Source organism: Providencia sp. PROV261 (assembly GCF_028477945.1).
In the GTDB taxonomy this organism is placed as follows: Bacteria; Pseudomonadota; Gammaproteobacteria; order Enterobacterales; family Enterobacteriaceae; genus Providencia; species Providencia stuartii.
Genome location: NZ_JAMPMC010000003.1, coordinates 103,592 through 125,049, shown reverse-complemented (window position 1 = coordinate 125,049; position 21,458 = coordinate 103,592). Strand labels below are relative to the sequence as shown.

Sequence of the window (21,458 nt, the reverse complement as noted above, 5' to 3'; positions counted from 1 at the left end):
TTTTATATTATGCATTGTGAGAAATATGAGGCAGGCGAATGTCGTTCCTGTCAATGGCTTGAACTACCAGCTGATCAACAACTCAAACTAAAACAGGAAAACCTAGTTTCTTTATTACCAATGGTGGCTGCCGACGCATTTCAATCGCCAGTTGCCAGCCCTTTATCAGGGTTTCGTAATAAAGCCAAAATGGTGGTGAGTGGAAGTGTCGAAAAACCAATATTGGGCATTGTGAATTCACAAGGGCAGGCAATTAGTTTAACGGATTGTCCGCTTTATCCTGAGCCATTTTCAGCCGTTTTTGATGTCATTAAACCTTTTATTGCGCGAGCAGGTTTAACGCCTTATAACATTGAACGTAAACGTGGCGAATTAAAATACTTATTATTAACGCAAAGCCAGCATACGGGTGAGTTTCTGTTGCGATTTGTCTTGCGTTCAGAAAAAAAAGTTGAGCAGCTAAAAAATGCGTTACCGTGGTTGCAGCAGCAATTACCCCAATTGGCGGTGATCACGGTTAATTTGCAGCCTGTCCATATGGCGATATTAGAAGGTGAACAAGAAATTTATCTCACTGAGCAGCAGGTTTTACGGGAACAGCTAAATCAAGTGCCACTGTTTATACGGCCGCACAGTTTTTTTCAAACGAACCCTGTTGTGGCTGCTCGGTTATATCAAACAGCGCGTGAGTGGGTTAAAAAGCTTAATATCACTAGCTTATGGGATCTTTTCTGCGGTGTTGGCGGATTTGGCTTACATTGTGCGGAAAAGCAAACTCAGTTAACGGGAATTGAAATTAGTGCTCCTGCGATCGCTTGTGCCAAGCAATCAGCGCAAGAGCTTGGACTACAACATGTTGAGTTTCAAGCATTAGATTCAACGAAGTTTGCAACGGCTAAAGGAAATATTCCTCAATTGGTATTAGTCAATCCACCTAGGAGAGGCATAGGTAAAGAGTTATGTGAATATCTTTCGACTATGCGGCCTAACTATATTTTATATTCAAGCTGTAATGCTCAGACCATGGCAAAAGATATTGAGCAATTGGAAGGCTATGCTGTGAGTAAGGTGCAGTTGTTTGATATGTTCCCACATACTGCGCACTACGAAGTGATTGCATTATTAGTCAAAAACTAAACAACTTACCTAGCGAATTATTTAGAACATTTTTATTAATCGAATAGTGTGATAATTAAAGCAGCTTATTAAAAGATAAGCTGCCGGATAATGTTAATTAGAAATGATAGGTGACACCTAATAAAATATCATTAGACTGAGCTTTAATTTTGGATTTAAAGGTGCAGCCATCTTCGATAGCGGTAACTCAAATCCATTGACAGATTGTCATTAACGGCATATTGAACCTCTAAACCTAAGCGCCAAGCAAAATTGTTTTTCGTTTTAGATTTAGACAATGAACATCATCCGTTAATCTCCCTTCGGGATCCCATTCTCTATATTGATAGCTGGAATTATATTTAAGGTTGGTCAAGCCGATACCTGCACGAATATACGGGGTAATTTTCGCTATTTACCTGTTGATTGCTATCAACAACAATCAAGCAGGAACACAACGTGGTTTGTGGAGAACGTCATCAAGTACCATCGTATGGTGGAAAATTATGTCTCAATCTTACTTGATTGTGGTTTTACGCTTGAAGGGTTGAAAGAGCCTAAACCGCTTGCTAGTGCGCTAAAAGAGCGCCCTGATCTTGAACGCTATACCCGTTATGCACCATTTTTAGTGTTAAAAGCGGTAAAACGCTAGCCCTGATGGTGAATCAAACAGACTGCTGATAACACGAAGAGGGAAAAACTAGGGTTTTATCCCTGTTTATCAGCAAGCCTCAAGGGCTTATTTTCATAAGCCCTTTTATGACTGCGATAGGTTAAATTCAAAAATAAAATGGGTTAGTTCCTTTGCTCAAATGCAAGAGCGTGACGTTCAATAAATCGCATGATGATCGTCAAAATTGCGTTAACAACGAGGTAGATGATCCCCGCAGCCACAAATGCCATTACATCCCAACTTTGACCAAATACTTGGCTACTGTAACCCATAATATCCATCATCGTGATCGTACTGGCGAGTGAGGTACTTTTAAAGATTAATACCACTTCGTTCGAATAAGATGATAAAGAGCGCTTAAACGCATAGGGAAGAATAATCCGCATGGTCTGGGCTTTAGACATACCTAATGCTTGGCATGATTGCCATTGCCCAGATGGAATTGCTTTTACGGCACCATGAAAGAGTAATGTTGAGTAAGCAGCACTATTGAGGGCTAATGCAATCATCGCACATACCCAAGGCGTTGAAATAAACTCCCACAGTACAGGATAGTTTTGTAATGATTTAAATTGGCTAGGGCCATTATAAATCAGGAAGAACTGCACCAATAATGGTGTGCCGGTAAATAGGGTAATATAGACTTTGACGGCTTGCGAAATAATTGGCGTTTTTAATGACAAAATGAGCGTAAATAATACGGCCAATATAAATGCCACAAATAATGCGCTGAAGGTTAACGATAAGCTCGTTGGTAAGCCAGGTAAAATATCGAGAATTAAATCAATCATTGCGATTCACCTCTTTCAAAGCGAGTTGTACGCAATTCAATTCGTTTCAAAATAACTTGGCTTAATAAGGTAATCGCAAGATAGATAAGCCCTACAATAGCGTACCATGTAAAAGGTTCATGGGTACGGTTAACAATGGTCTTAGTCTGTAACATAAGATCATTAACACTGATTAAAGAAACCAGTGCGGTATCTTTGAGTAATACCAGCCATTGGTTGCCCAAGCCGGGCAGCGCATGACGCCACATTTGTGGCATGATAAAACGAAAGAATATGGTTCGTTTGGTTAATCCAAGCGCTAAACCTGCTTCCCACTGCCCATAAGGCACCGCTTTTAAGGCGCCGCGTAGGGTTTGTGATGCGTAGGACGCATAGAGAAGGGCTAATGCAACCACACCGCAAGCGAAGGGGGTAAAGTCAAACTCACCGCTGTCTGCAAAGAAAATGCTCGGATCAATCTGTAAGGTGGTTTGCCAGAAACCCAGATTGATCTCTATCCCATCACCTAAAATATTAATCAGTTGCAGTGTGCCGAAATAGACAAATAACACAACCAGCAGTTCAGGTAGACCGCGGATCAAGGTGACCCAGCACGTTCCTAAAAAAGCGATAGGTTTAAAACGCACGGACTCCCATGCCGTAAATAACATGGCGAGGATCAGGCCCAATATGAGAGCAGAAACAGCAAGGCCGACGGTGATACCGGCGGCACTTGTTAGAAAAAGAAAATTGTTCATTAACAGTATCGATTATTGTTCAAACCATTTTTTATAGATAACGTCATAAGTTCCATCAGCTTTTACTTCTGCCAATGCCTTATTCATTTTATCTAACAACTCTTTATTACCTTTACGAACCGCGATACCTAAGCCGATACCAAAGTACTGTGGATCAGTGACTTTTTCACCAACAGGCGCTAAGTTTTCGTTGCCTTTGGCTTTTAGCCATTCGTCAGCAACAGCAGTATCACCGAACACAGCATCAATACGACCATTTTGCAGATCAAGGATAGCTGATTGGTAGTTATCATAAGGAACGGTCGTCATATCCTTATGCTGTTCCATGATATATTTTTGGTGAGTTGTGCCATTTTGAACGCCAATTTTTTTCCCTTTTAACTGATCAACAGAAGAGACTTTCTCTTTAATGGCAATAAACTCAGCCGAATTAGGGTAATAAGTGTCGGTGAAGTCCACTTGTTTTTGGCGATCAGGCGTAATATCAATACCTGCCATCAATGCTTCAAAACGACGGAATTTCAAACTTGGGATCAAGCTATCGAAAGATTGATGGGTGAATGTGCAAGTTGCATTCATTTTTTCACACATCGCATTGGCAAGGTCGACGTCAAAACCCACGATTTGGTTGTTTTTGTCAAACATTTCAAATGGGGCATAAGTCGCTTCTGTTGCAAAACGGATGGTCTCTTTTTCCGCCGCAGTTGCAGATAGGGTTACAGCGCCAAGTAGTGCAGCTAATATAATTTTTTTCATTGCTTAATCCTATATCTATTAGTGTGACAGATAATTTGCAAATGCTTCAGTTTGAGGTGCTGTGAAATGGCTGGCATCCCCTTGTTCAACAATATGACCGTTTTCCATATACACCACACGGCTAGCGGCTTTACGGGCAATCTCAACTTCATGAGTCACGATTACCTGTGTAATTCCTGTTGCAGACAACTCGCGAATGATATCGACGACTTGTGCTGTAATCTCGGGGTCAAGGGCTGCCGTTGGTTCATCAAATAGCAGAACTTGTGGTTCCATCATCAATGCACGAGCAATGGCAACACGTTGCTGTTGGCCGCCAGATAAATGCAAAGGGAAACGCGTTGCAAATTGTGTTAATCGCAAACGTTCTAATAATTTTTCCGCTTTTGCTTTTGCTTCTTGACGTGACAGCTTTAAAACTCGGCACGGCGCTTCAATTAAATTATCCATGACGGTGAGATGAGGCCATAGATTGTATTGTTGAAAAACCATTCCGACATTTTGACGTAATGCACGGATAGCTTTGGCATCAGGGGTTGAGGCAAAATCAAAATTTTGACCTGCAATGTTAAGTACACCTGAACGTGGCATCTCCAACAAATTCAGTACACGTAGCAAAGAGCTTTTGCCTGCACCGCTAGGCCCGAGTAATACCATGGTTTCTCCGGCAGGGCACTCTAAGTTGATATCAAAGAGCGCCTGATGAGAGCCGTAAAAACAGTTTATATTTTTTAATTGAATGCTCATGCTTACCAATAATACCTTGTTTAACTGACACAGATATTAATCCCGTAAGCATATTTATGCAATAATATATGCATAAAAATTTGGTTTTTTGTTATTAAGCAATCATCATTTTGGCGGCTGTTGCCCAGTTGATGACTTGCCTGCAAGTTGTTTATCCCGCTCAAACGCCAATTCACTAATACGTTTAGCCATGCCTTTAAAAATAAATAGATGGGCAGGCATCATGGCAAACCAATAGAGCAACCCACTAAATCCTGCGGGGTGCCACCATGCACGTACATCAATTGAACGGCGGCTACCGCTATCGTGAATGGTGAAAGTCAGGCGGCCTAGCCCAGGCGCTTTCATCCCAAAGAGCAGGCTAAGCTGTTTATTAGGCTCCAAATTAATGACGCGCCAACCATCAATTTCATCACCTAATTGCAGCTCTTCACGAGCGGGGCGACCATATTTCACTTTGTTTAACATCATGTCATCCATAATGGCACGGGTTTTCCAAAGTGCGTTGGCATAAAAATAGCCATTTTTACCCCCGATTTGCTGCACAACATGCCATAGCGACTCTGTACTTGCCGAAGTACCGAGTGTGGCACCGGCCTGTTTAGGGTAAAAACCATAACCCGGTCGCCAGCGTTTTTTGACTTCAGGATCATAACCCCAATCTGCATTGTCGATAGCATCGGCTTCTTGAGCTAAGGTGGTTTTGACCGCCTCATCAAATGAAACCAACGTTTGTGGGATCAGTTCGCGTAAGGCTTTATCGTCGGCAGGCAGGTCATGCTGTAATCCTTGGATCAACTCTTTAGCAATTGCCGGAGGAACTGAGGTGATCAAACTGATGAAGTGGACGGAGATCATGCTAATAGGAATAGGGATAGGGATCAGCAATCTACGCTTACCGCTGATTTTTATAAAGCGCTTGAATAGCTCTTGGTAGCTCATGTACTCAGGGCCACCCGCATCGTAAATTTTACTTTCAGTCACGGGGCGTTTTGCTAATTCAGTTAAGTAATGCAGTATGTTACTCAGCGCAATAGGTGAAGACTTTGAACGTACCCAACGCGGTGGGGTTAAGATAGCGAGGTTGTAAACCATATCACGCATGATCTCAAAAGCCGCCGATCCTGAGCCAACGATGATTGCTGAGCGGATCTCTGTGACTGGCACCTGACTCTCACGTAAAATCTCCCCTGTTAATCGACGAGAGATCAAATGTTGAGAATAGCTGTGACCATGTTGTAGTGAACTGAGATAAATAACATGCTTAACATTCGATTGATCAAGCGCTTGCTGAACATGGCGGGCCGCCGTGCGCTCACGTTCAATCAGGTTGGCATGATCAGCCATGCTATGAACGAGGAAATAGACAATATCGATCTCCTTCATCACGTCTTTGAGTGTTTCAGGGTCTTGCAGATCAACATAAACACATTGTGTATCTTGCCAGCCTTGTGAGAGCATCCAATCCACCCGCCTAGCAGCGGCTGTCACTTGATAGCCTTGCTTAATTAATTCGGGGATTAAATTTTGCCCAATATAGCCACTGGCGCCCAATACTAAAACACGTTGCTTTTCGTTCATCTTGGTTTCCTGTTTCACTCTCATCTGTCGCTATTGTGACTGAAATTCTACTTATGTAAAGTGCTGTTAATTATAGTCATTTTAGGACTTGCCACTTATCTATCATGTTATAAATAAGTGGCAATCTGTGAGTGAAATATAGCTAAGTGAAAAATGCCATTAAGATCGGGGTAACGAGGCTGAGCACGAAACCATGCACAATAGCGGCCGGTACGATAGAGACGCCACCACTTCGCTGGAGGACTGGGAGGGTAAAATCCATTGATGTTGAGCCGCAAATACCTAATGCGGTTGAGCGGTAGCGGTTAATAATTAAAGGGATCAACATAATCGCAGCGAGTTCACGAGCGAGGTCATTAAAGAACGCGGCGCTCCCCATGACAGGGCCATAGGCATCGGTTAATACAATCCCTGTTAATGAGTACCAGCCAAACCCAGAGGCCAATGCTAGCCCCATTTTTACGGGTAAACCTAGTAATAATGCGGCAATTGCGCCACCAGCTAGCGCGCTGATTGCCATCACAAAGGCGATTGTGGTTCCTCGGCGGTTAACTAAGATTTGTTTAATACTCATGCCACTATTGCGAAGTTGCAGGCCGACAAGAAGCAGTAACATCATTAACGCAATTTGGCTGCCTTTATCGGCATAGTGCAGGAAATCAAATCCAGTTAAGCCAACTAAGAAACCAATCAATAGCACACCACACAGTTGCAATGATTCAAATACCATTTTTAAACGTGATGGAGGCTTTTCTTGTTTATGCTTAGGGATTTTCCAAGGATCTAACTTATCTAATAGCAGTAGTGAGATAAGGTTAAGTGAAAATATACAACCAAAGAATGTGAGTGCGTAGATTAAAATTGAAAATAGGTGAACACTTAAGTTTTCAAGTAAAGCGAGTGTAATCCCCATTAAAAAGAGAATGATATAAACCATTGAATTTAACGCTCGATGTATAATATCTAAAATCTTTTTATTTTTTATAGGGATAAGATAACCTAGCGTTAACGGTAGTAAAATAATGAGTAGTCCTGAATACATTTTGCATCCTTATAATTATCCCATTAACAAGGGGTTATATATTAATTATTATATTTGATATTAATTTCATTTATTTGCTGTTTTATCAGTCTGGCAGATGGTTCTAAGATAGCGTCTTTTTCTCCAGTTATGGCTAAAAAATAGGATAAAAAGACTAAAAAATAAAATTTAACTATTTTATAACACTATAAATGGAGGCTCAACTTAGTCAGCTCTATTGTTATCTGCCGTTGATACGTCGTCAAGTGGCTTTACGGACGAGCCAGCCGCGTCTGTTGCCGAAATACAACTTTAGTTATTGAGTGTAAAAATATATTTAATTTTCGAGCTGTCTTATAGTCATACCAGCAGTTAAGAGGTAAGCTCTAAAAATAGATTAATAGCAAGGAGAGGGTGTATGTATCTGGAACGAGTGGAAATCTACGGTTTTAGAGGGATTAACCGGCTCTCATTAGCTTTAAATAATAATACGGTGTTAATTGGTGAAAACTCATGGGGAAAGTCGAGCCTTTTGGATGCACTGACGATTTTACTTTCGCCTGAACAAGAAAATTACCAATTTAATAAGCATGATTTTCATCATCCAACAGGGGATGATGCCTCTCGATTTCGCTCATTGCAGATAGTGTTGAAATTTTGTGAAAACCGCCCAGGCCGACATCGCTCATTTCGCTTTCGTAATCTTACCTCCGTTTGGGTCGATAACGGTGATGATCTTAAGCATATCTTTTACCGCGTTAGTGCTGAACTAAAAGAAGACGGCAGCATTAGCGTTGACCGCAGTTTCCTCAATGCAGGGGGAAATAAGTTGTCATTGGATAATGTCGGTAAATATATCAAAGAAATTATTCGCTTATATCCAGTGATCCGTTTGCGTGATGCCCGTTTTTTGCGCACATTAAATACTGAGACGATTGTTGCGGGTGAAAAAGAGGTACGCGATATTTTTAACTCGCGAATGGAAGAGCTGACTCGTGCATTAATCAATAATCCGCAACGCTTGAGCGACGAGGAGTTGGTTGAAGGGGTGGATGCGATGCAGCAACTGCTCAGTCATTATTTTGCGGGGCAAAGTAACCATCTGTTTCAAGAGCATAAAGCAGCAATTAAGTTTGAACCACGCAAAAGAGGCTGGCATGCTTTAGATAATATTAGCCGTATTATTGCAAAACCAAATCAGCGTAATATCCGTTTAATTATCTTAGGCATGTTTTCTTCTTTATTGCAGTCAAAAGGCAATATCCAACTCGATAAATATGCACGCCCTTTGGTTATTGTAGAAGACCCCGAAACACGCCTGCATCCAATTATGTTGTCGATTGCTTGGGGTCTACTCAATCTCTTTTCTTTACAACGCTTGACCACAACGAACTCCGGGGAGCTTCTGTCGCAAGTGCCGATTGAAAATCTTTGCCGCTTGGTGCGCGATTCCGGCAAAGTTTCGGCTTATCGCTTAGGTGAGAATGAGCTATCTGCGGAGGAAATTCGGAAAATCTCCTTTCACATCCGCTTTAACCGGCCATCAGCGATGTTTGCGCGTTGTTGGTTATTGGTTGAAGGCGAGACTGAAATTTGGTTAATGAATGAGTTAGCGCGGCAGTGTAACTATTACTTTGAAACAGAAGGCATCAAAGTGATTGAGTTTGCACAAAGCGGTCTTAAGCCTTTGTTAAAGTTTGCCAGCAAAATGGGTATAGAATGGCATACACTTGTTGATGGCGATGAGGCTGGTAAGAAGTATGCCGCCACCGCGCTGAGTTACGCTGAAAAAATGCATGACACGGAACGAGACCGATTAACTCGATTGCCGGCACCGGATATGGAGCATTTTTTATATCGCGAAGGATTTAAACATCTTTATCATGAGATATCAGGGATACCGGATAACGCGAAAGTTTCGACTCGACGTGTGATTATTAAAGCAATTTCCAAAACATCCAAACCTGATCTTGCTATCGCTATTGTCAATCGAGCAGCAGAATTAGGGCCAGATTCTATCCCATCACAACTCAAAAATATGTTTTCTCGGGTAGCTTGGTTAGCAAGAGGTAAAGCTTACTAAATTATTCACGAATGCTCGGCTAAATAGGTAAATTTTATGAGGGGGCGTAGCCCTCTCTTTATTGGTATAGGTATAGATTGAATGAGAGCAAATTCACGTAAGAAGTGGCTGGTTTCTTTACTGGTTATTTTAATTGCGATTGGTATCGCATTCTTTTTTTTCACGGAAGATAAAAAAGAGGCTTTTCAAACAGTCGCAGTGGCCCGAGGTGATCTCAATAAACAAGTTCAAGCAACAGGTAAACTGGATGCTGTGCGCAAAGTTGATGTCGGTGCACAGGTCAGTGGGCAGCTACAAACTCTGTATGTTCAAGAGGGAGATAAAGTCAAAAAAGGTGATTTGCTGGCGGTCATTGATCCACAAAAAGCACAAAACGACGTGACAGAATCTCAAGAAACGATCCATGAGCTGGAATCACATTTGGCGTTAGCGAAAGCAGAGTTACGCTTAGCTGAAGTGACTTATCAACGCCAATTGAGTTTATCTAAGCTCCAAGCCGTCTCAAAACAAGATTTAGATAAAGCGCAAACGGATGTCGCTGTGAAAAAGGCGCAGGTGGCAACATATCAGGCGCAAATTAAGCGCAACCAAGCGACCTTAGATACGGCAAAAACAAACTTGAAATATACGCAAATTACCGCGCCAATGGATGGTATTGTCACGTTTATCAAAACATTACAAGGTCAAACAGTGATAGCGGCTCAGGAAGCGCCAACCATTCTGACATTAGCTGATTTGAATACAATGTTAGTTAAAGCTGAAGTGTCAGAGGCGGATGTTATTCATCTTAAACCGGGTCAGGCAGCGTCATTTACTGTATTGGGCGCGCCAGATAAACGCTTCTCAGGGGTATTGAAAGATATTTTACCGACTCCTGAAAAAATCAACGATGCTATTTTTTATTATGCACGTTTTGAAGTGCCCAACCCCCAGCATTTACTGAAATTACAAATGACGGCACAGGTCAAAATTGATCTTGAATCGCATAAAAATGTATTACTTTTACCGCTCTCTGCTTTAGGGGATGAAGTTTCCCCGCAAATTTATGAGGTAGAAGTGTTGCAGGGAGAACAGGCTGAAAAACGGCAAATAAAAATCGGTAGCCGTAATGATGTATATGTTGAAGTCACTGATGGACTAAAAGAAGGCGAACAGGTGATCACCGGCCGTAACGCGGAGAGTTAATATGTCAGCCTTATTAGAACTTAGAGGGATCACGCGACGTTATCCTGCTGGTGAAACAGAAATTACGGTATTGAAAAATATTTCATTAACTGTTGATGCAGGGGAAATGGTGGCCATTATTGGTGCATCTGGCTCGGGGAAATCAACTTTAATGAATATCATCGGCTGTTTGGATAAACCTAGCTCAGGGGAATACTTTGTTGCTCAGCAAAATATTTCTCAGCTTGATAACGATCAGCTAGCTGAGTTACGCCGTGAACACTTTGGCTTTATTTTCCAGCGCTACCATCTACTTAGCCATTTAACGGCTGAGCAAAATGTTGAAGTTCCCGCCATTTACGCGGGGGCAGGTAAGACTCAACGCCGTAAAAAAGCCATTGAATTATTAGCGAAACTCGGGCTTGGTGAACGAACAGAATATCGACCAAGTCAGTTATCGGGAGGGCAACAACAGCGGGTAAGTATCGCGCGTGCGTTGATGAATGGTGGTCAAGTTATCCTTGCTGATGAGCCAACTGGTGCCCTTGATAGCCACTCTGGTGAAGAGGTAATGAAAATCCTCAAAGAATTATGTGCGCAGGGGCACACCGTTATTATTGTTACCCATGACCCCAAAGTCGCTCAGCAGGCTGAACGCATTATTGAAATTAAAGATGGCGAAATTATTAGTGACTCAGGCTCTGCTAAAGCTCCAAACGTACCTTCATTGGAGAAAACATCACCTAGGAAAATGTCGTTAGGGCAAATCTATGGACGGTTTAGCGAAGCACTGTTAATGGCTTGGCGCGCCATGGTGGTTAATAAAATGCGCACACTACTCACCATGTTAGGCATTATCATCGGTATTGCGTCAGTCGTCTCTATTATGGTGATCGGTGATGCCGCTCAAAGCATGGTTCTCAATGATATAAAATCAATCGGCACGAATACCATTTCGGTTTACCCTGGGGAGGATTTTGGTAGTGATGATGCAGAGAATCGGCAATCTTTAAAGCCATCCGATGTTGACGCCATTGCCAAGCAACCTTATGTGCAAGCCGTATCGGGGGAGTTATCTAAATCAACTCGATTGCGTAAGGGGAATTTAGATGCTTCAGCCCAGCTATTAGGGGTTGGGCGTGATTATTTTCAGGTCTACGCTGAAAAGTTTTCCGAAGGGATGAACTTTACTGCAGACATGGTAGAGCGTAGGGCGCAAGTGGTTGTGATTGATGCGAACACAAAACGTCGCTTTTTTCCTAACCAAAAGCAAGTGGTAGGGGAAACCATCTTGATTGGGAATATGCCAGCTACCGTGATCGGTGTTCTCGCGGAGCAAAAATCAATTTTTGGTTCAAGTAATTCGCTGTCAGTGTGGCTGCCGGATACGACGGTAAATAGCAAAATCTTAAATCGACCTTACTTGGATAGTATTGTCGTAAGGGTTAAAGAGGGGGTTGATGCCAAAACAGCGGAGCAACAGATCACCCGCTTATTGACATTGCGACACGGTAAGAAGGACGTTTTTACTTACAATATTGATACGCTTGTGAAAACAGCGGAGAAAACCACTCGTACCATGCAACTGTTTCTAACCTTGGTCGCTGTTATTTCGCTGGTGGTTGGTGGTATAGGCGTGATGAACATCATGTTAGTTTCCGTTACTGAGAGGACCCGAGAAATTGGTATCCGTATGGCGGTTGGTGCGCGCACAAGTGATGTGATGCAGCAATTTTTGATTGAAGCGGTACTGGTCTGCTTGATTGGTGGGTTAATGGGGATTGGGCTTTCCTATGGCATTAGTGTCATGGCACAAATGGCGTTGCCCGGCTGGACTTTCGTTTTTCAACCTATGGCGCTGATCAGTGCATTTATCTGTTCGACAGCAATTGGTATCATTTTTGGATTCTTACCCGCGCGAAGTGCAGCAAGATTAAACCCTATTGATGCATTAGCAAGAGAGTAGTAAGAGATCTATCTGTATTTTTTCAAGTACCTCTGTAATGGTCAGAGGTACTTCAACATCCTTATTTTTATATCAATTTATCTCCCCAGCCTTTAGTTTTCCCGTTATAGTTATATCTACATACACAAAAAGCTATGTAAAAAGTTAAATTCTACTTGCGATTTGGTATCGAACATGGATATCATTTGTCTCGTAGAATAAATGAAACCTAGTTCCATAAAATGGAACAAATAAAATAAAGCCAATAAACTTAATAGCAAAGATCCACACAGCAGGAATACTAAATGGCGAATAAAACAGGTGAAGATTATTCTCTGGCTCGGGTGCCCTTCAGTGCTCGCAGGCCATTCTACGAAGTTCTTATAATCCGAATTGGCTCACTAGCCTGTGTATCTCAGGTGATGTTAGGTGCAGCATTGGGTTATGGACTGACGTTTTGGCAAGCGTTTTGGGCCACAATGTTAGGTTCAGTGATTTTACAAGTTGTTAGCTGGGCTTTAGGTGCAGCTGCGTGCCGTGAAGGAATGTCAATCAGTCTACTATCAAGGTGGTCTGGATTTGGTAAGTTAGGCTCTGCTTTAATTGGTGGCGCAATTGCGATTTCACTGATGGGCTGGTTTGGCGTACAAAATGGCTTCTTTGCGGATGGAATGTATAAAGCGACGAATGTGCTAACACCAGGGACTTGGTCGCTTATTACAGGTATCGCGGTGACGATTATTACGGTATATGGGTATCGCTTTTTATCTATTACCGCAAATATATCAACGCCGCTATTTTTACTCGCATTAGCTTGGGCAACCTATAGCTTGCTTTCTGGGCAAGATATCGGAGCGCTTATTAATCGCACTGAACCTGCGGGGGCTTTTATGACTCTACCAGCAGCCATTACGATGGTTGCTGGTGGGTTTATTATTTCAGCTATCACAACGCCCGATATTAGTCGTTTCATGAAAAGCCCGAAAGAGGTTTTTTGGATGACCCTTATCGGGACTTTTTTTGGTGAGCTGTTAGTCAATATGATTTCAGTGTTGATGGCACTTGCCCTGCGTACCAATGAAGTCTTTGACCTGATGTTGACGTTAACTGGGTTGGTTGGAGCATCGATCGTTATCTTCTCCACTATCAAAATGAATGATATTAACCTCTACTCTTCATCACTAGGTTTATCGACTTTATTGAATGCCATCTTCAAAAAACGGTTTGACCGTCGTTATCTAACGTGGGTTATCGGCATTTTGGGTACGATCGCCTCGATGCTCGGTATTTTAGATAATTTTGTGGGTTTTCTGATTTATTTAGGTATAGCAATCCCACCTGTGGCGGGGATCATGGTGGTTGATTATTATTTATTAAAGCGTGATCGGCGTGAGTTAGATACAACCAGAGCAGCGGGTGAACTTCCAACTCTGTGTGAGGCAGTTAATCCCATTACGTTGGTTGTTTGGGCTATTGCTGTTGTTGTCGGTTGGCTAAGCTCGGCATTAGGCCCTTGGGATACTGATTTTGGTGTGCCAGCGCTTAACTCTTTGCTAGTTAGCGGAGTCCTTTATTGGATGATGATGCTGCTGCAAGCTCGAATAAAAGGTGTCGATACGCTGCAATTTCGTAAAGTTAACCATTTAGATTAAGGATGAGAGCAATGGATCATAGCAGCGTTAAAGTTGCTCTTGCGCAATTTAACTCTTTACTTGGTCAAAAGCAGCATAATTTAGGGCGGATGGCCGCATTCTGCCATCAAGCTGCGGAGCAAGGTGCCAAATTAATCTGTTTTCCTGAACTCGCTACAACAGGCTATCGAGGCGATTTGCTTGCGACCCAACTATGGGATCTCAGCGATGATGAAGGCAGCGAAACTTATCGCTTGTTTAGCGCACTAGCGACGCAATTGGATCTCACTATTGTTAGTGGCTTTGCTGAACGTGGAAGCTACTTAGGCGAGGTTTATAACGCTGTTGGGGTGTGGAATCCAGGTTGTGAAAGTGTCAGCGGGGTCTACCGTAAGGTCCACGCATTTGGCATTGAAAAACAATGGTTTAGCAGTGGTAATAGCTATCCGGTATTTGATACTCCATTCGGTAAGATTGGTGTGATGATCTGTTACGACATGGGGTTTCCTGAGGTGGCTCGTATCTTAACCTTAAATGGTGCTGAATTGCTGCTCGTGCCTTCTGCATGGCGTATTCAAGATAAGGATATGTGGGATATCAATACCGCGTGCCGCGCTTTGGAGAATGGTAGCCACTTATTAGCAGTTAACCGTTGGGGGAATGAGGAAGATCTTCATTTATTTGGCGGTAGTAAGATTGTAGGGCCTCGTGGGCAAGTGTTAAGTGAAGCCAGTTGTGATGGTGAAACGTTGCTCATTGGTGAGGTTGATTTTCGTGTTCAGGCTCATACGCGTTTGAACATTCCTTATTTAAGAGATAGAAAACCACAAAGCTATGAGGCGTTGGTGCAGAATTCTCAGGTTACAGGTGAGTTATGAGTATTCTCTCAAGTGTTGTCGATGTATATCGGTTGTTTCTTCGCTCTGGCGATGAACTGACGGTGACAACGTTAGTGAATGAATTGGGAATGCCAAAAAGCTCAGCATCACGTTTATTAAAACAGATGGCAGAGCATGGTTTGCTCGAAAAGAAAAATGATGCGCCCATTTATCGTCCGGGGCTGATCATTATGGAGTTAGCGCATCGTGCTCGGGGTATGAACCCGTTGATTGATATGGCACTTGAATCACTCGATGAACTGACCAAAGAAACGGGGTTCACCACTTATGTCTCTTTAAGAGACAAAGATAAGGTAAGAGTCGTGCATGCACGTATTGGTAATAGCATGCTTCAAGTGATCACTCAGCCGGGAACAAAATTGCCTATAGCGGGAACTTCTACAGGTAAAGCGTTATTAGCTCGTTACTCTTTGAGTGAACGTGAAGTGATCATTTGCCAAGAGCCGCAAGAAAAGCAAGACAAGCTACGCCAAGAGTTAAATCAAATTGAGGAACGAGGCTGGGCATTTTCAATTAATGAGTCCGTTCCGGGGGTCGCCTCTGTCTCAAGTACAGTGTATGACCCTGCGCAAGGTACACTCTATGCCTTATGTTTGAGTTTACCTGCATCGCAAATTACCTCTGAATTATTGGCGCAATTAGCGACAAAAATATGTCATAAGGCATCCTACCTTGGCAGTATGGTAGGTGACCCTTATTGGTTAAAACGTAGTAGTGAATCATAAAATAAAAATATTATATTTATTGTGCGTGTATGCGCCTTCACCAGGAAATAGGCTAATTTTTGACGGTTATACACCAACCATTAAAGGAGAGTGGTGAGATCGAGAGAAATAAGCTGAAAAGTAGTGCATAACAAGGGAAATATATGAGTTTAAAGCAGACCCTGTGTGCTTACGAGTTAATCGATAGCGCCGTTGTTAATGGGGATGATATTGTCGCTTTGTTTAAAAACTTTACTACCATTGAAGCATCATCAAAAACAGTGCGAGATGGAAAAGGGCAAAGTGATTTTGTGCGTATCGTGATCCCAGGTACTCATGGTAAACGCCAAGGTAACCATGCCCCAACATTGGGGATTATTGGGCGTTTAGGGGGTATCGGAGCGCGCCCATCTCGTATTGGGCTGGTTTCTGATGCTGATGGCGCTATTGCTGCCATTGCGACGGCATTAAAACTTGCCGAGATGAGAGAAAAGGGTGATGTCCTCATGGGGGATGTGATCATTACGACGCATATTTGCCCAACAGCGCCAACACGTCCTCATAGCCCCGTTGATTTTATGGACTCACCACTCAACGATGAGACGATGAATGAAAATGAGGCCATCCCAGAAGCGGATGCTATTTTATCTGTGGACACGACAAAGGGAAATAGGCTGATCAACCATAAAGGTTATGCCTTGTCACCAACGGTAAAAGATGGCTATATCTTGCCTGTTTCTGAGGACTTACTTCATTTGATGGAGTGGAGCAGTGGGCAGAATGCGGTGACGTTCCCGCTCGCGGTACAAGATATCACGCCTTACGGCAACGGATTACATCACATCAATAGTATTATGCAGCCAGCAGTCTCAACAACAGCCCCTGTTGTTGGTGTGGCTATTTGTACGCAGACAATTGTGCCGGGTTGTTCAACAGGCGCTAGTCATGAAGTGGATATTGCCGCATCGGTGAAGTTTATGATTGAAGTTGCGAAGGCATTTGGTAGCGGTAATTGCCAATTCTATGATGAAGAGCAATTCGCACTGCTTAAATCACTTTATGGTGATGTCTCTTTTTTACAAACCCACGGCCGTCCCCATTGATATCAAAAGATTGATATTAAAAAATAGACACAGTTAACGACCAATCATGCAAACCAGTTATTGCTAAATGAAAAGTAATTAACTGTGCTCTATTACACGGGGGTTATTCTTGAGGCGTTGCCTCTGCACTTGTATGATTCAACGTACTGCTTTCAATCGGAATGATGAGGTTGGCATGGTTCCCTTTTGGGCCAGTATTAATACTAAAATTGACTTTCTGACCAGCTTTTAATGTCCTGTAACCTTCCATTTGTATACAAGAATAATGAGCGAAAATATCTTCGCCCCCATTTTCTGGGCAGATGAAACCAAAGCCTTTGGCGTTGTTGAACCATTTAACTGTACCTGTCTCCATACATCGTCCTTCGTATTTACAAGTTGTGTTTGACATAAATGCATAACCACTATGCATCGACTAAGTATAATTACACATATTGACTGTCTGCAAATCATACTGTAGTGAATTGCCTTCGGACGTCAAGCGATCAATTTGCTGATTTTTGGCGAAGTGATAAAAATTTGATATGGCTAACGCTCTCCAGTTTATTAATTTTGAAGCAGATCACAAAATTTAGGCCATATGAGTTGCGTTAGGTTGCGTGTTACACTGTTATTAAGCGGAAACAGCAATTGATAAAACAAATGATTTTATTTATGTTTTATTGTTATCTTGATTAATAGAAATCATTGATAATAAAGGCTATGCTTAATAAATCTTAACTCCGAGCACGACAAGTAATGAGCGATTTTCTTGGTACATTTAAAACAGATGTTGTTTTTAAAGATGAAGTGGAGCAAGTTTTACAGCCCCCTTCGATGTATAAGGTTATATTAAATAACGATGATTACACTCCAATGGATTTTGTTGTTGAAGTGTTGCAAAAATACTTTTCTTTTGATGAAGAACGCGCTACACAGATAATGTTAGATGTCCATTTTCAGGGGAAAGGGGTTTGCGGTATCTTTACGGCAGAGGTTGCGGAAACAAAAGCGGCACAAGTTAACAGCTATGCGCGCGAACATGAGTACCCTTTGTTGTGCACAATAGAAAAAGTGTGAACTCGCTAATATCAATTTTGGGAGGTGCTTATGCTCAATCAAGAACTGGAGCTGAGTCTAAACGTCGCATTTGCAAAAGCGAAAGATAATCGACATGAATTTATGACAGTGGAGCACCTGTTGCTGGCATTATTGAGTAATGCGTCAGCACGTGAAGCATTGGATGCCTGTAAAGTTGACCTTGTTGTTCTGCGACAAGAGCTTGAGCACTTTATTGCGCAAACGACGCCACTGTTGCCTGAAAATGATAATCGCGATACTCAGCCAACATTAAGTTTTCAACGCGTTCTGCAACGTGCGGTCTTCCATGTTCAATCATCGGGTCGCAATGAAGTAAGTGGCGCGAATGTACTGGTCGCAATATTCAGTGAGCAGGAGTCACAGGCAGCTTATTTATTGCGTAAACATGATGTAAGCCGTTTAGATGTTGTCAATTTTATCTCCCACGGCACGATTAAAGGGGAAGCTTCGGCATCATCCGAGCAAGATACGCCAAACAGCAACGTCAATCATGAAGAACAGCCTGTTTCTGATGATCATATGGATAATTTCACAACCAATCTGAATCAACTGGCTAAACAAGGCAAAATTGACCCGCTGGTAGGGCGTCAGGCAGAGCTAGAGAGAACGATCCAAGTTCTTTGCCGCCGTCGCAAAAACAACCCATTGCTGGTGGGAGAATCTGGCGTTGGTAAAACAGCGATAGCGGAAGGGCTAGCATGGCGCATTGAGCAAGGGGATGTCCCCGAGGTCATGAACGGCTGCACTATCTATTCATTAGATATTGGTTCTTTATTAGCAGGCACTAAATACCGAGGTGATTTCGAAAAACGGTTTAAATCACTGCTAAAAATGCTGGAAAAAGACAGTAAAAGCATTCTATTTATCGATGAAATTCACACGATTATTGGGGCTGGTGCAGCGTCTGGTGGTCAAGTTGATGCGGCAAATTTAATTAAGCCATTGTTATCAGGTGGCCGTATCCGTGTTATTGGTTCAACGACTTATCAAGAGTTTAGTAATATTTTCGAAAAAGATAGGGCGTTGGCACGCCGCTTCCAGAAAATTGATATTGTAGAGCCAACAACCGAAGAAACGGTACGTATCATTAATGGATTAAAACCGAAATACGAATCACACCATGATGTTCGTTATACGGCAAAAGCCATTCAAGCCGCGGTTGATTTGTCGGTTAAATACATCACGGATAGGCATCTGCCAGACAAAGCGATTGATGTTATCGATGAAGCAGGCGCTCGGACACGTTTGGTTGCACCTAGCAAACGTCGGAAAACCATTGGTGTGCCTGAGATTGAATCTGTGGTTGCGCGTATCGCACGTATCCCAGAAAAAACCGTCTCTTCGAGCGATAAAGAGCGCTTAAAAACGTTAGATTCGCGCCTGAAAATGCTAGTGTTTGGGCAAGATGATGCGATCACCGCATTAACAGAAGCTATTAAAATGAGTCGAGCGGGGTTAGGCCAAGATCATAAACCGGTAGGCTCCTTCTTATTTGCAGGCCCTACTGGGGTAGGTAAAACGGAAGTCACAGTCCAACTCGCTAAGGCATTGGATATAAAATTATTGCGCTTTGATATGTCTGAATATATGGAACGGCATACCGTGAGCCGCTTAATTGGTGCACCTCCTGGGTATGTAGGGTTTGATCAAGGCGGGCTTTTGACGGATGCGGTGATTAAACATCCACATTCTGTTGTGCTGCTTGATGAAATTGAAAAGGCGCATCCCGATGTGTTTAATATCCTTCTACAAGTTATGGATCACGGCACACTGACAGACAATAATGGGCGCAAAGCCGATTTCCGTAATGTGATTGTTGTCATGACAACCAATGCAGGGGTTCAAGAAACACAGCGCCGCTCAATTGGCTTTGCAGAGCAAGACAACAGTACGGATGCGATGTCTGAAATTAAGAAAGTCTTCTCGCCTGAGTTCCGTAACCGTCTTGATGGCATTATTTGGTTTAATTCATTATCCATGGATATCATCATACAGGTGGTGGATAAATTCATTGTCGAGCTACAAGCGCAACTTGATGAGAAAGGTGTTTCGATTGAAGTTAGCCAAGAGGCTCGCCGCTGGTTGTGTGAAAAAGGCTATGATAAGGCGATGGGAGCCCGACCTATGGCACGTGTGATCCAGGATAACCTGAAAAAACCATTAGCAAATGAGCTACTGTTTGGTTCGTTAACTAATGGCGGCTCAGTACGTATCGGGCTTGATAATAAAAGTAACACACTGACATATAGCTTCAGTAGCGTGCACAAGGCCTCTCCGGAGGATGCGGTATTCTGACAACAAATAGACCACAGGTGTCTTGTGCACCTGTGGCTGTATCAGGCCTTGCCTGAAGAGATAGAATCAGCGGCTACGGAAAATGATACGGCCTTTGCTCAGGTCGTACGGAGTTAACTCTACAGTTACCTTGTCGCCTGTCAGGATGCGGATATAGTTTTTACGCATTTTTCCAGAAATATGGGCAGTCACAACGTGACCATTTTCCAGTTCAACACGAAACATTGTGTTTGGCAGGGTATCCAGTACTGTGCCCTGCATTTCAATATTGTCTTCTTTGGCCATCTAATCCTCTAAGTCTAATAACCATGATTTTTAACGGGCAAGATAATGCCCAAAAACCCTCACTAAGTAAAGAAATGTTGCATTTTAAAGCGATTTTTCTTGAACAGTATGGGCATAAAATAACGTAAAGCCAAAATTCGCTATTCGAATAATGGCGGTATTTCAATCGATTGCGGTAACCAGCAGGCGGGATCAATCGCTTTGTTACGCCACCGATAAAGAATATGTAAAAAATCCCGACGGGATATTTCTTTTGCGCCTAATGAGGCGGTATGGTGGTTAAGTACCTGACAATCAAAAAGCTGCCCATTATAGCGCAAAAAATGAAAATAAAATGTAATAAAAGCAAATTTGGAGGCATCATTCATCCGACTGAACATAGATTCCCCACAAAATAGGTGCCCCATGTTCACGCCATACAGGCCGCCAACCAGTTCTTCACCATACCACGCCTCAATAGAATGAGCGATCCCCTGCTCATGAAGTGCCTGATACCCCTCACGCACCTCAGGTAAAATCCATGTTCCTTCGTCACGTATCGCACAAGCTGCGATGACATCTTTGAAGGCATGGTTGACAGTGACGCGATACTTTTGCTTTCTCAATAACTTTTTCATCGAACGGCTAATGTGCAATTCGCCAACCATTAAAACCGCTCTAGGATCGGGTGACCACCATAATGGCATTTCGCCCGGGTTAAACCAAGGGAAAATGCCATCATAGTAGGCAGCCTTCAGCCGATCTGGCGCTAAATCGCCACCAATAGCTAACAGGCCATTAGGTTCCCGCATCGCTTCATGGACGGGCGGGAACAGATAGGAGTCATCATCGAGCTGGTACATGATGT

General features: G+C 42.8%; 20 protein-coding genes. 11 read left to right on the top strand and 9 right to left on the bottom strand.

Annotation, left to right across the window (positions count from 1 at the left end; all coding sequences use genetic code 11):
- Positions 1-9: 9 nt before the first annotated feature.
- The gene (gene rlmC / locus PR675_RS00985) at positions 10-1,137 is read left to right on the top strand and encodes a 23S rRNA (uracil(747)-C(5))-methyltransferase RlmC (RefSeq protein ID WP_053110306.1); all 1,128 of its coding nucleotides are present in this window, start codon (positions 10-12) and stop codon (positions 1,135-1,137) included.
- Between the two features lie 322 nt (positions 1,138-1,459).
- Positions 1,460-1,768 carry a hypothetical protein gene (locus PR675_RS00980; RefSeq protein ID WP_131728118.1) on the top strand — a complete coding sequence of 103 codons (309 nt, stop codon included), beginning with the start codon at positions 1,460-1,462 and terminating at the stop codon, positions 1,766-1,768.
- A gap of 143 nt (positions 1,769-1,911) precedes the next feature.
- Here the strand turns inward: PR675_RS00980 and artM are convergent, their stop codons facing one another.
- From artM to PR675_RS00950, 6 genes are all read right to left on the bottom strand, one after another.
- On the bottom strand, positions 1,912-2,580 hold the full coding sequence (gene artM / locus PR675_RS00975) for an arginine ABC transporter permease ArtM (RefSeq protein ID WP_004918049.1): 669 nt from the start codon (positions 2,578-2,580) through the stop codon (positions 1,912-1,914).
- Positions 2,577-3,317 carry an arginine ABC transporter permease ArtQ gene (gene artQ / locus PR675_RS00970; protein ID WP_004918050.1) on the bottom strand — a complete coding sequence of 247 codons (741 nt, stop codon included), beginning with the start codon at positions 3,315-3,317 and terminating at the stop codon, positions 2,577-2,579. The genes artM and artQ overlap by 4 nt, the downstream gene beginning before the upstream one ends.
- 12 nt (positions 3,318-3,329) lie before the next feature.
- Complete coding sequence (artJ, locus tag PR675_RS00965; RefSeq protein WP_004918052.1) at positions 3,330-4,073, bottom strand: arginine ABC transporter substrate-binding protein; 744 nt, start codon at positions 4,071-4,073, stop codon at positions 3,330-3,332.
- Positions 4,074-4,091: 18 nt separating this feature from the next.
- Positions 4,092-4,820 (bottom strand): arginine ABC transporter ATP-binding protein ArtP, encoded by a 729-nt coding sequence (gene artP / locus PR675_RS00960; protein ID WP_004918053.1) that lies wholly within the window; start codon positions 4,818-4,820, stop codon positions 4,092-4,094.
- A gap of 105 nt (positions 4,821-4,925) precedes the next feature.
- A complete protein-coding gene (locus PR675_RS00955; RefSeq protein WP_014657826.1) occupies positions 4,926-6,401 on the bottom strand; it encodes a DUF2867 domain-containing protein in 1,476 nt (491 codons plus the stop codon).
- Positions 6,402-6,543: 142 nt separating this feature from the next.
- Positions 6,544-7,443 carry a lysine exporter LysO family protein gene (locus tag PR675_RS00950; protein ID WP_004918058.1) on the bottom strand — a complete coding sequence of 300 codons (900 nt, stop codon included), beginning with the start codon at positions 7,441-7,443 and terminating at the stop codon, positions 6,544-6,546.
- Positions 7,444-7,840: 397 nt separating this feature from the next.
- On the opposite strand from PR675_RS00950, the gene PR675_RS00945 reads away from it, so the two are divergent.
- The 7 genes from PR675_RS00945 to PR675_RS00915 all read left to right on the top strand — a co-directional run bounded on the left by PR675_RS00945 (position 7,841) and on the right by PR675_RS00915 (position 16,951).
- Complete coding sequence (locus PR675_RS00945; protein ID WP_004918060.1) at positions 7,841-9,505, top strand: DUF2813 domain-containing protein; 1,665 nt, start codon at positions 7,841-7,843, stop codon at positions 9,503-9,505.
- 81 nt (positions 9,506-9,586) lie between these two features.
- Positions 9,587-10,690 (top strand): macrolide transporter subunit MacA, encoded by a 1,104-nt coding sequence (gene macA, locus PR675_RS00940; protein ID WP_004918062.1) that lies wholly within the window; start codon positions 9,587-9,589, stop codon positions 10,688-10,690.
- 1 nt (position 10,691) lies between these two features.
- Entirely contained in the window at positions 10,692-12,635 is a 1,944-nt protein-coding gene (macB, locus tag PR675_RS00935; protein ID WP_004918063.1) for a macrolide ABC transporter ATP-binding protein/permease MacB, read from the top strand.
- Positions 12,636-12,919: 284 nt separating this feature from the next.
- The gene (locus PR675_RS00930) at positions 12,920-14,266 is read left to right on the top strand and encodes a purine-cytosine permease family protein (RefSeq protein WP_014657827.1); all 1,347 of its coding nucleotides are present in this window, start codon (positions 12,920-12,922) and stop codon (positions 14,264-14,266) included.
- Positions 14,267-14,277: 11 nt separating this feature from the next.
- Positions 14,278-15,123 (top strand): nitrilase-related carbon-nitrogen hydrolase, encoded by an 846-nt coding sequence (locus PR675_RS00925; RefSeq protein WP_060560689.1) that lies wholly within the window; start codon positions 14,278-14,280, stop codon positions 15,121-15,123.
- The gene (locus PR675_RS00920) at positions 15,120-15,869 is read left to right on the top strand and encodes an IclR family transcriptional regulator (protein WP_004918066.1); all 750 of its coding nucleotides are present in this window, start codon (positions 15,120-15,122) and stop codon (positions 15,867-15,869) included. The genes PR675_RS00925 and PR675_RS00920 overlap by 4 nt, the downstream gene beginning before the upstream one ends.
- A gap of 143 nt (positions 15,870-16,012) precedes the next feature.
- On the top strand, positions 16,013-16,951 hold the full coding sequence (locus PR675_RS00915; RefSeq protein ID WP_014657829.1) for a DUF1177 domain-containing protein: 939 nt from the start codon (positions 16,013-16,015) through the stop codon (positions 16,949-16,951).
- A gap of 103 nt (positions 16,952-17,054) precedes the next feature.
- Here PR675_RS00915 and cspD read toward each other — a convergent pair whose 3' ends face one another.
- Entirely contained in the window at positions 17,055-17,306 is a 252-nt protein-coding gene (gene cspD, locus PR675_RS00910) for a cold shock domain-containing protein CspD (protein WP_004918068.1), read from the bottom strand.
- Positions 17,307-17,689: 383 nt separating this feature from the next.
- On the opposite strand from cspD, the gene clpS reads away from it, so the two are divergent.
- Together clpS and clpA are read left to right on the top strand one after the other, a co-directional pair.
- Entirely contained in the window at positions 17,690-18,010 is a 321-nt protein-coding gene (clpS, locus tag PR675_RS00905; RefSeq protein ID WP_004918070.1) for an ATP-dependent Clp protease adapter ClpS, read from the top strand.
- A 30-nt stretch (positions 18,011-18,040) separates the two neighbouring features.
- Positions 18,041-20,326 (top strand): ATP-dependent Clp protease ATP-binding subunit ClpA, encoded by a 2,286-nt coding sequence (clpA, locus tag PR675_RS00900; RefSeq protein ID WP_004918072.1) that lies wholly within the window; start codon positions 18,041-18,043, stop codon positions 20,324-20,326.
- A 66-nt stretch (positions 20,327-20,392) separates the two neighbouring features.
- Here the strand turns inward: clpA and infA are convergent, their stop codons facing one another.
- Both infA and aat read right to left on the bottom strand, forming a co-directional pair.
- On the bottom strand, positions 20,393-20,611 hold the full coding sequence (infA, locus tag PR675_RS00895) for a translation initiation factor IF-1 (protein WP_004244560.1): 219 nt from the start codon (positions 20,609-20,611) through the stop codon (positions 20,393-20,395).
- 140 nt (positions 20,612-20,751) lie between these two features.
- The gene (gene aat, locus PR675_RS00890; protein WP_004918075.1) at positions 20,752-21,453 is read right to left on the bottom strand and encodes a leucyl/phenylalanyl-tRNA--protein transferase; all 702 of its coding nucleotides are present in this window, start codon (positions 21,451-21,453) and stop codon (positions 20,752-20,754) included.
- Between the last annotated feature and the right edge of the window lie 5 nt (positions 21,454-21,458).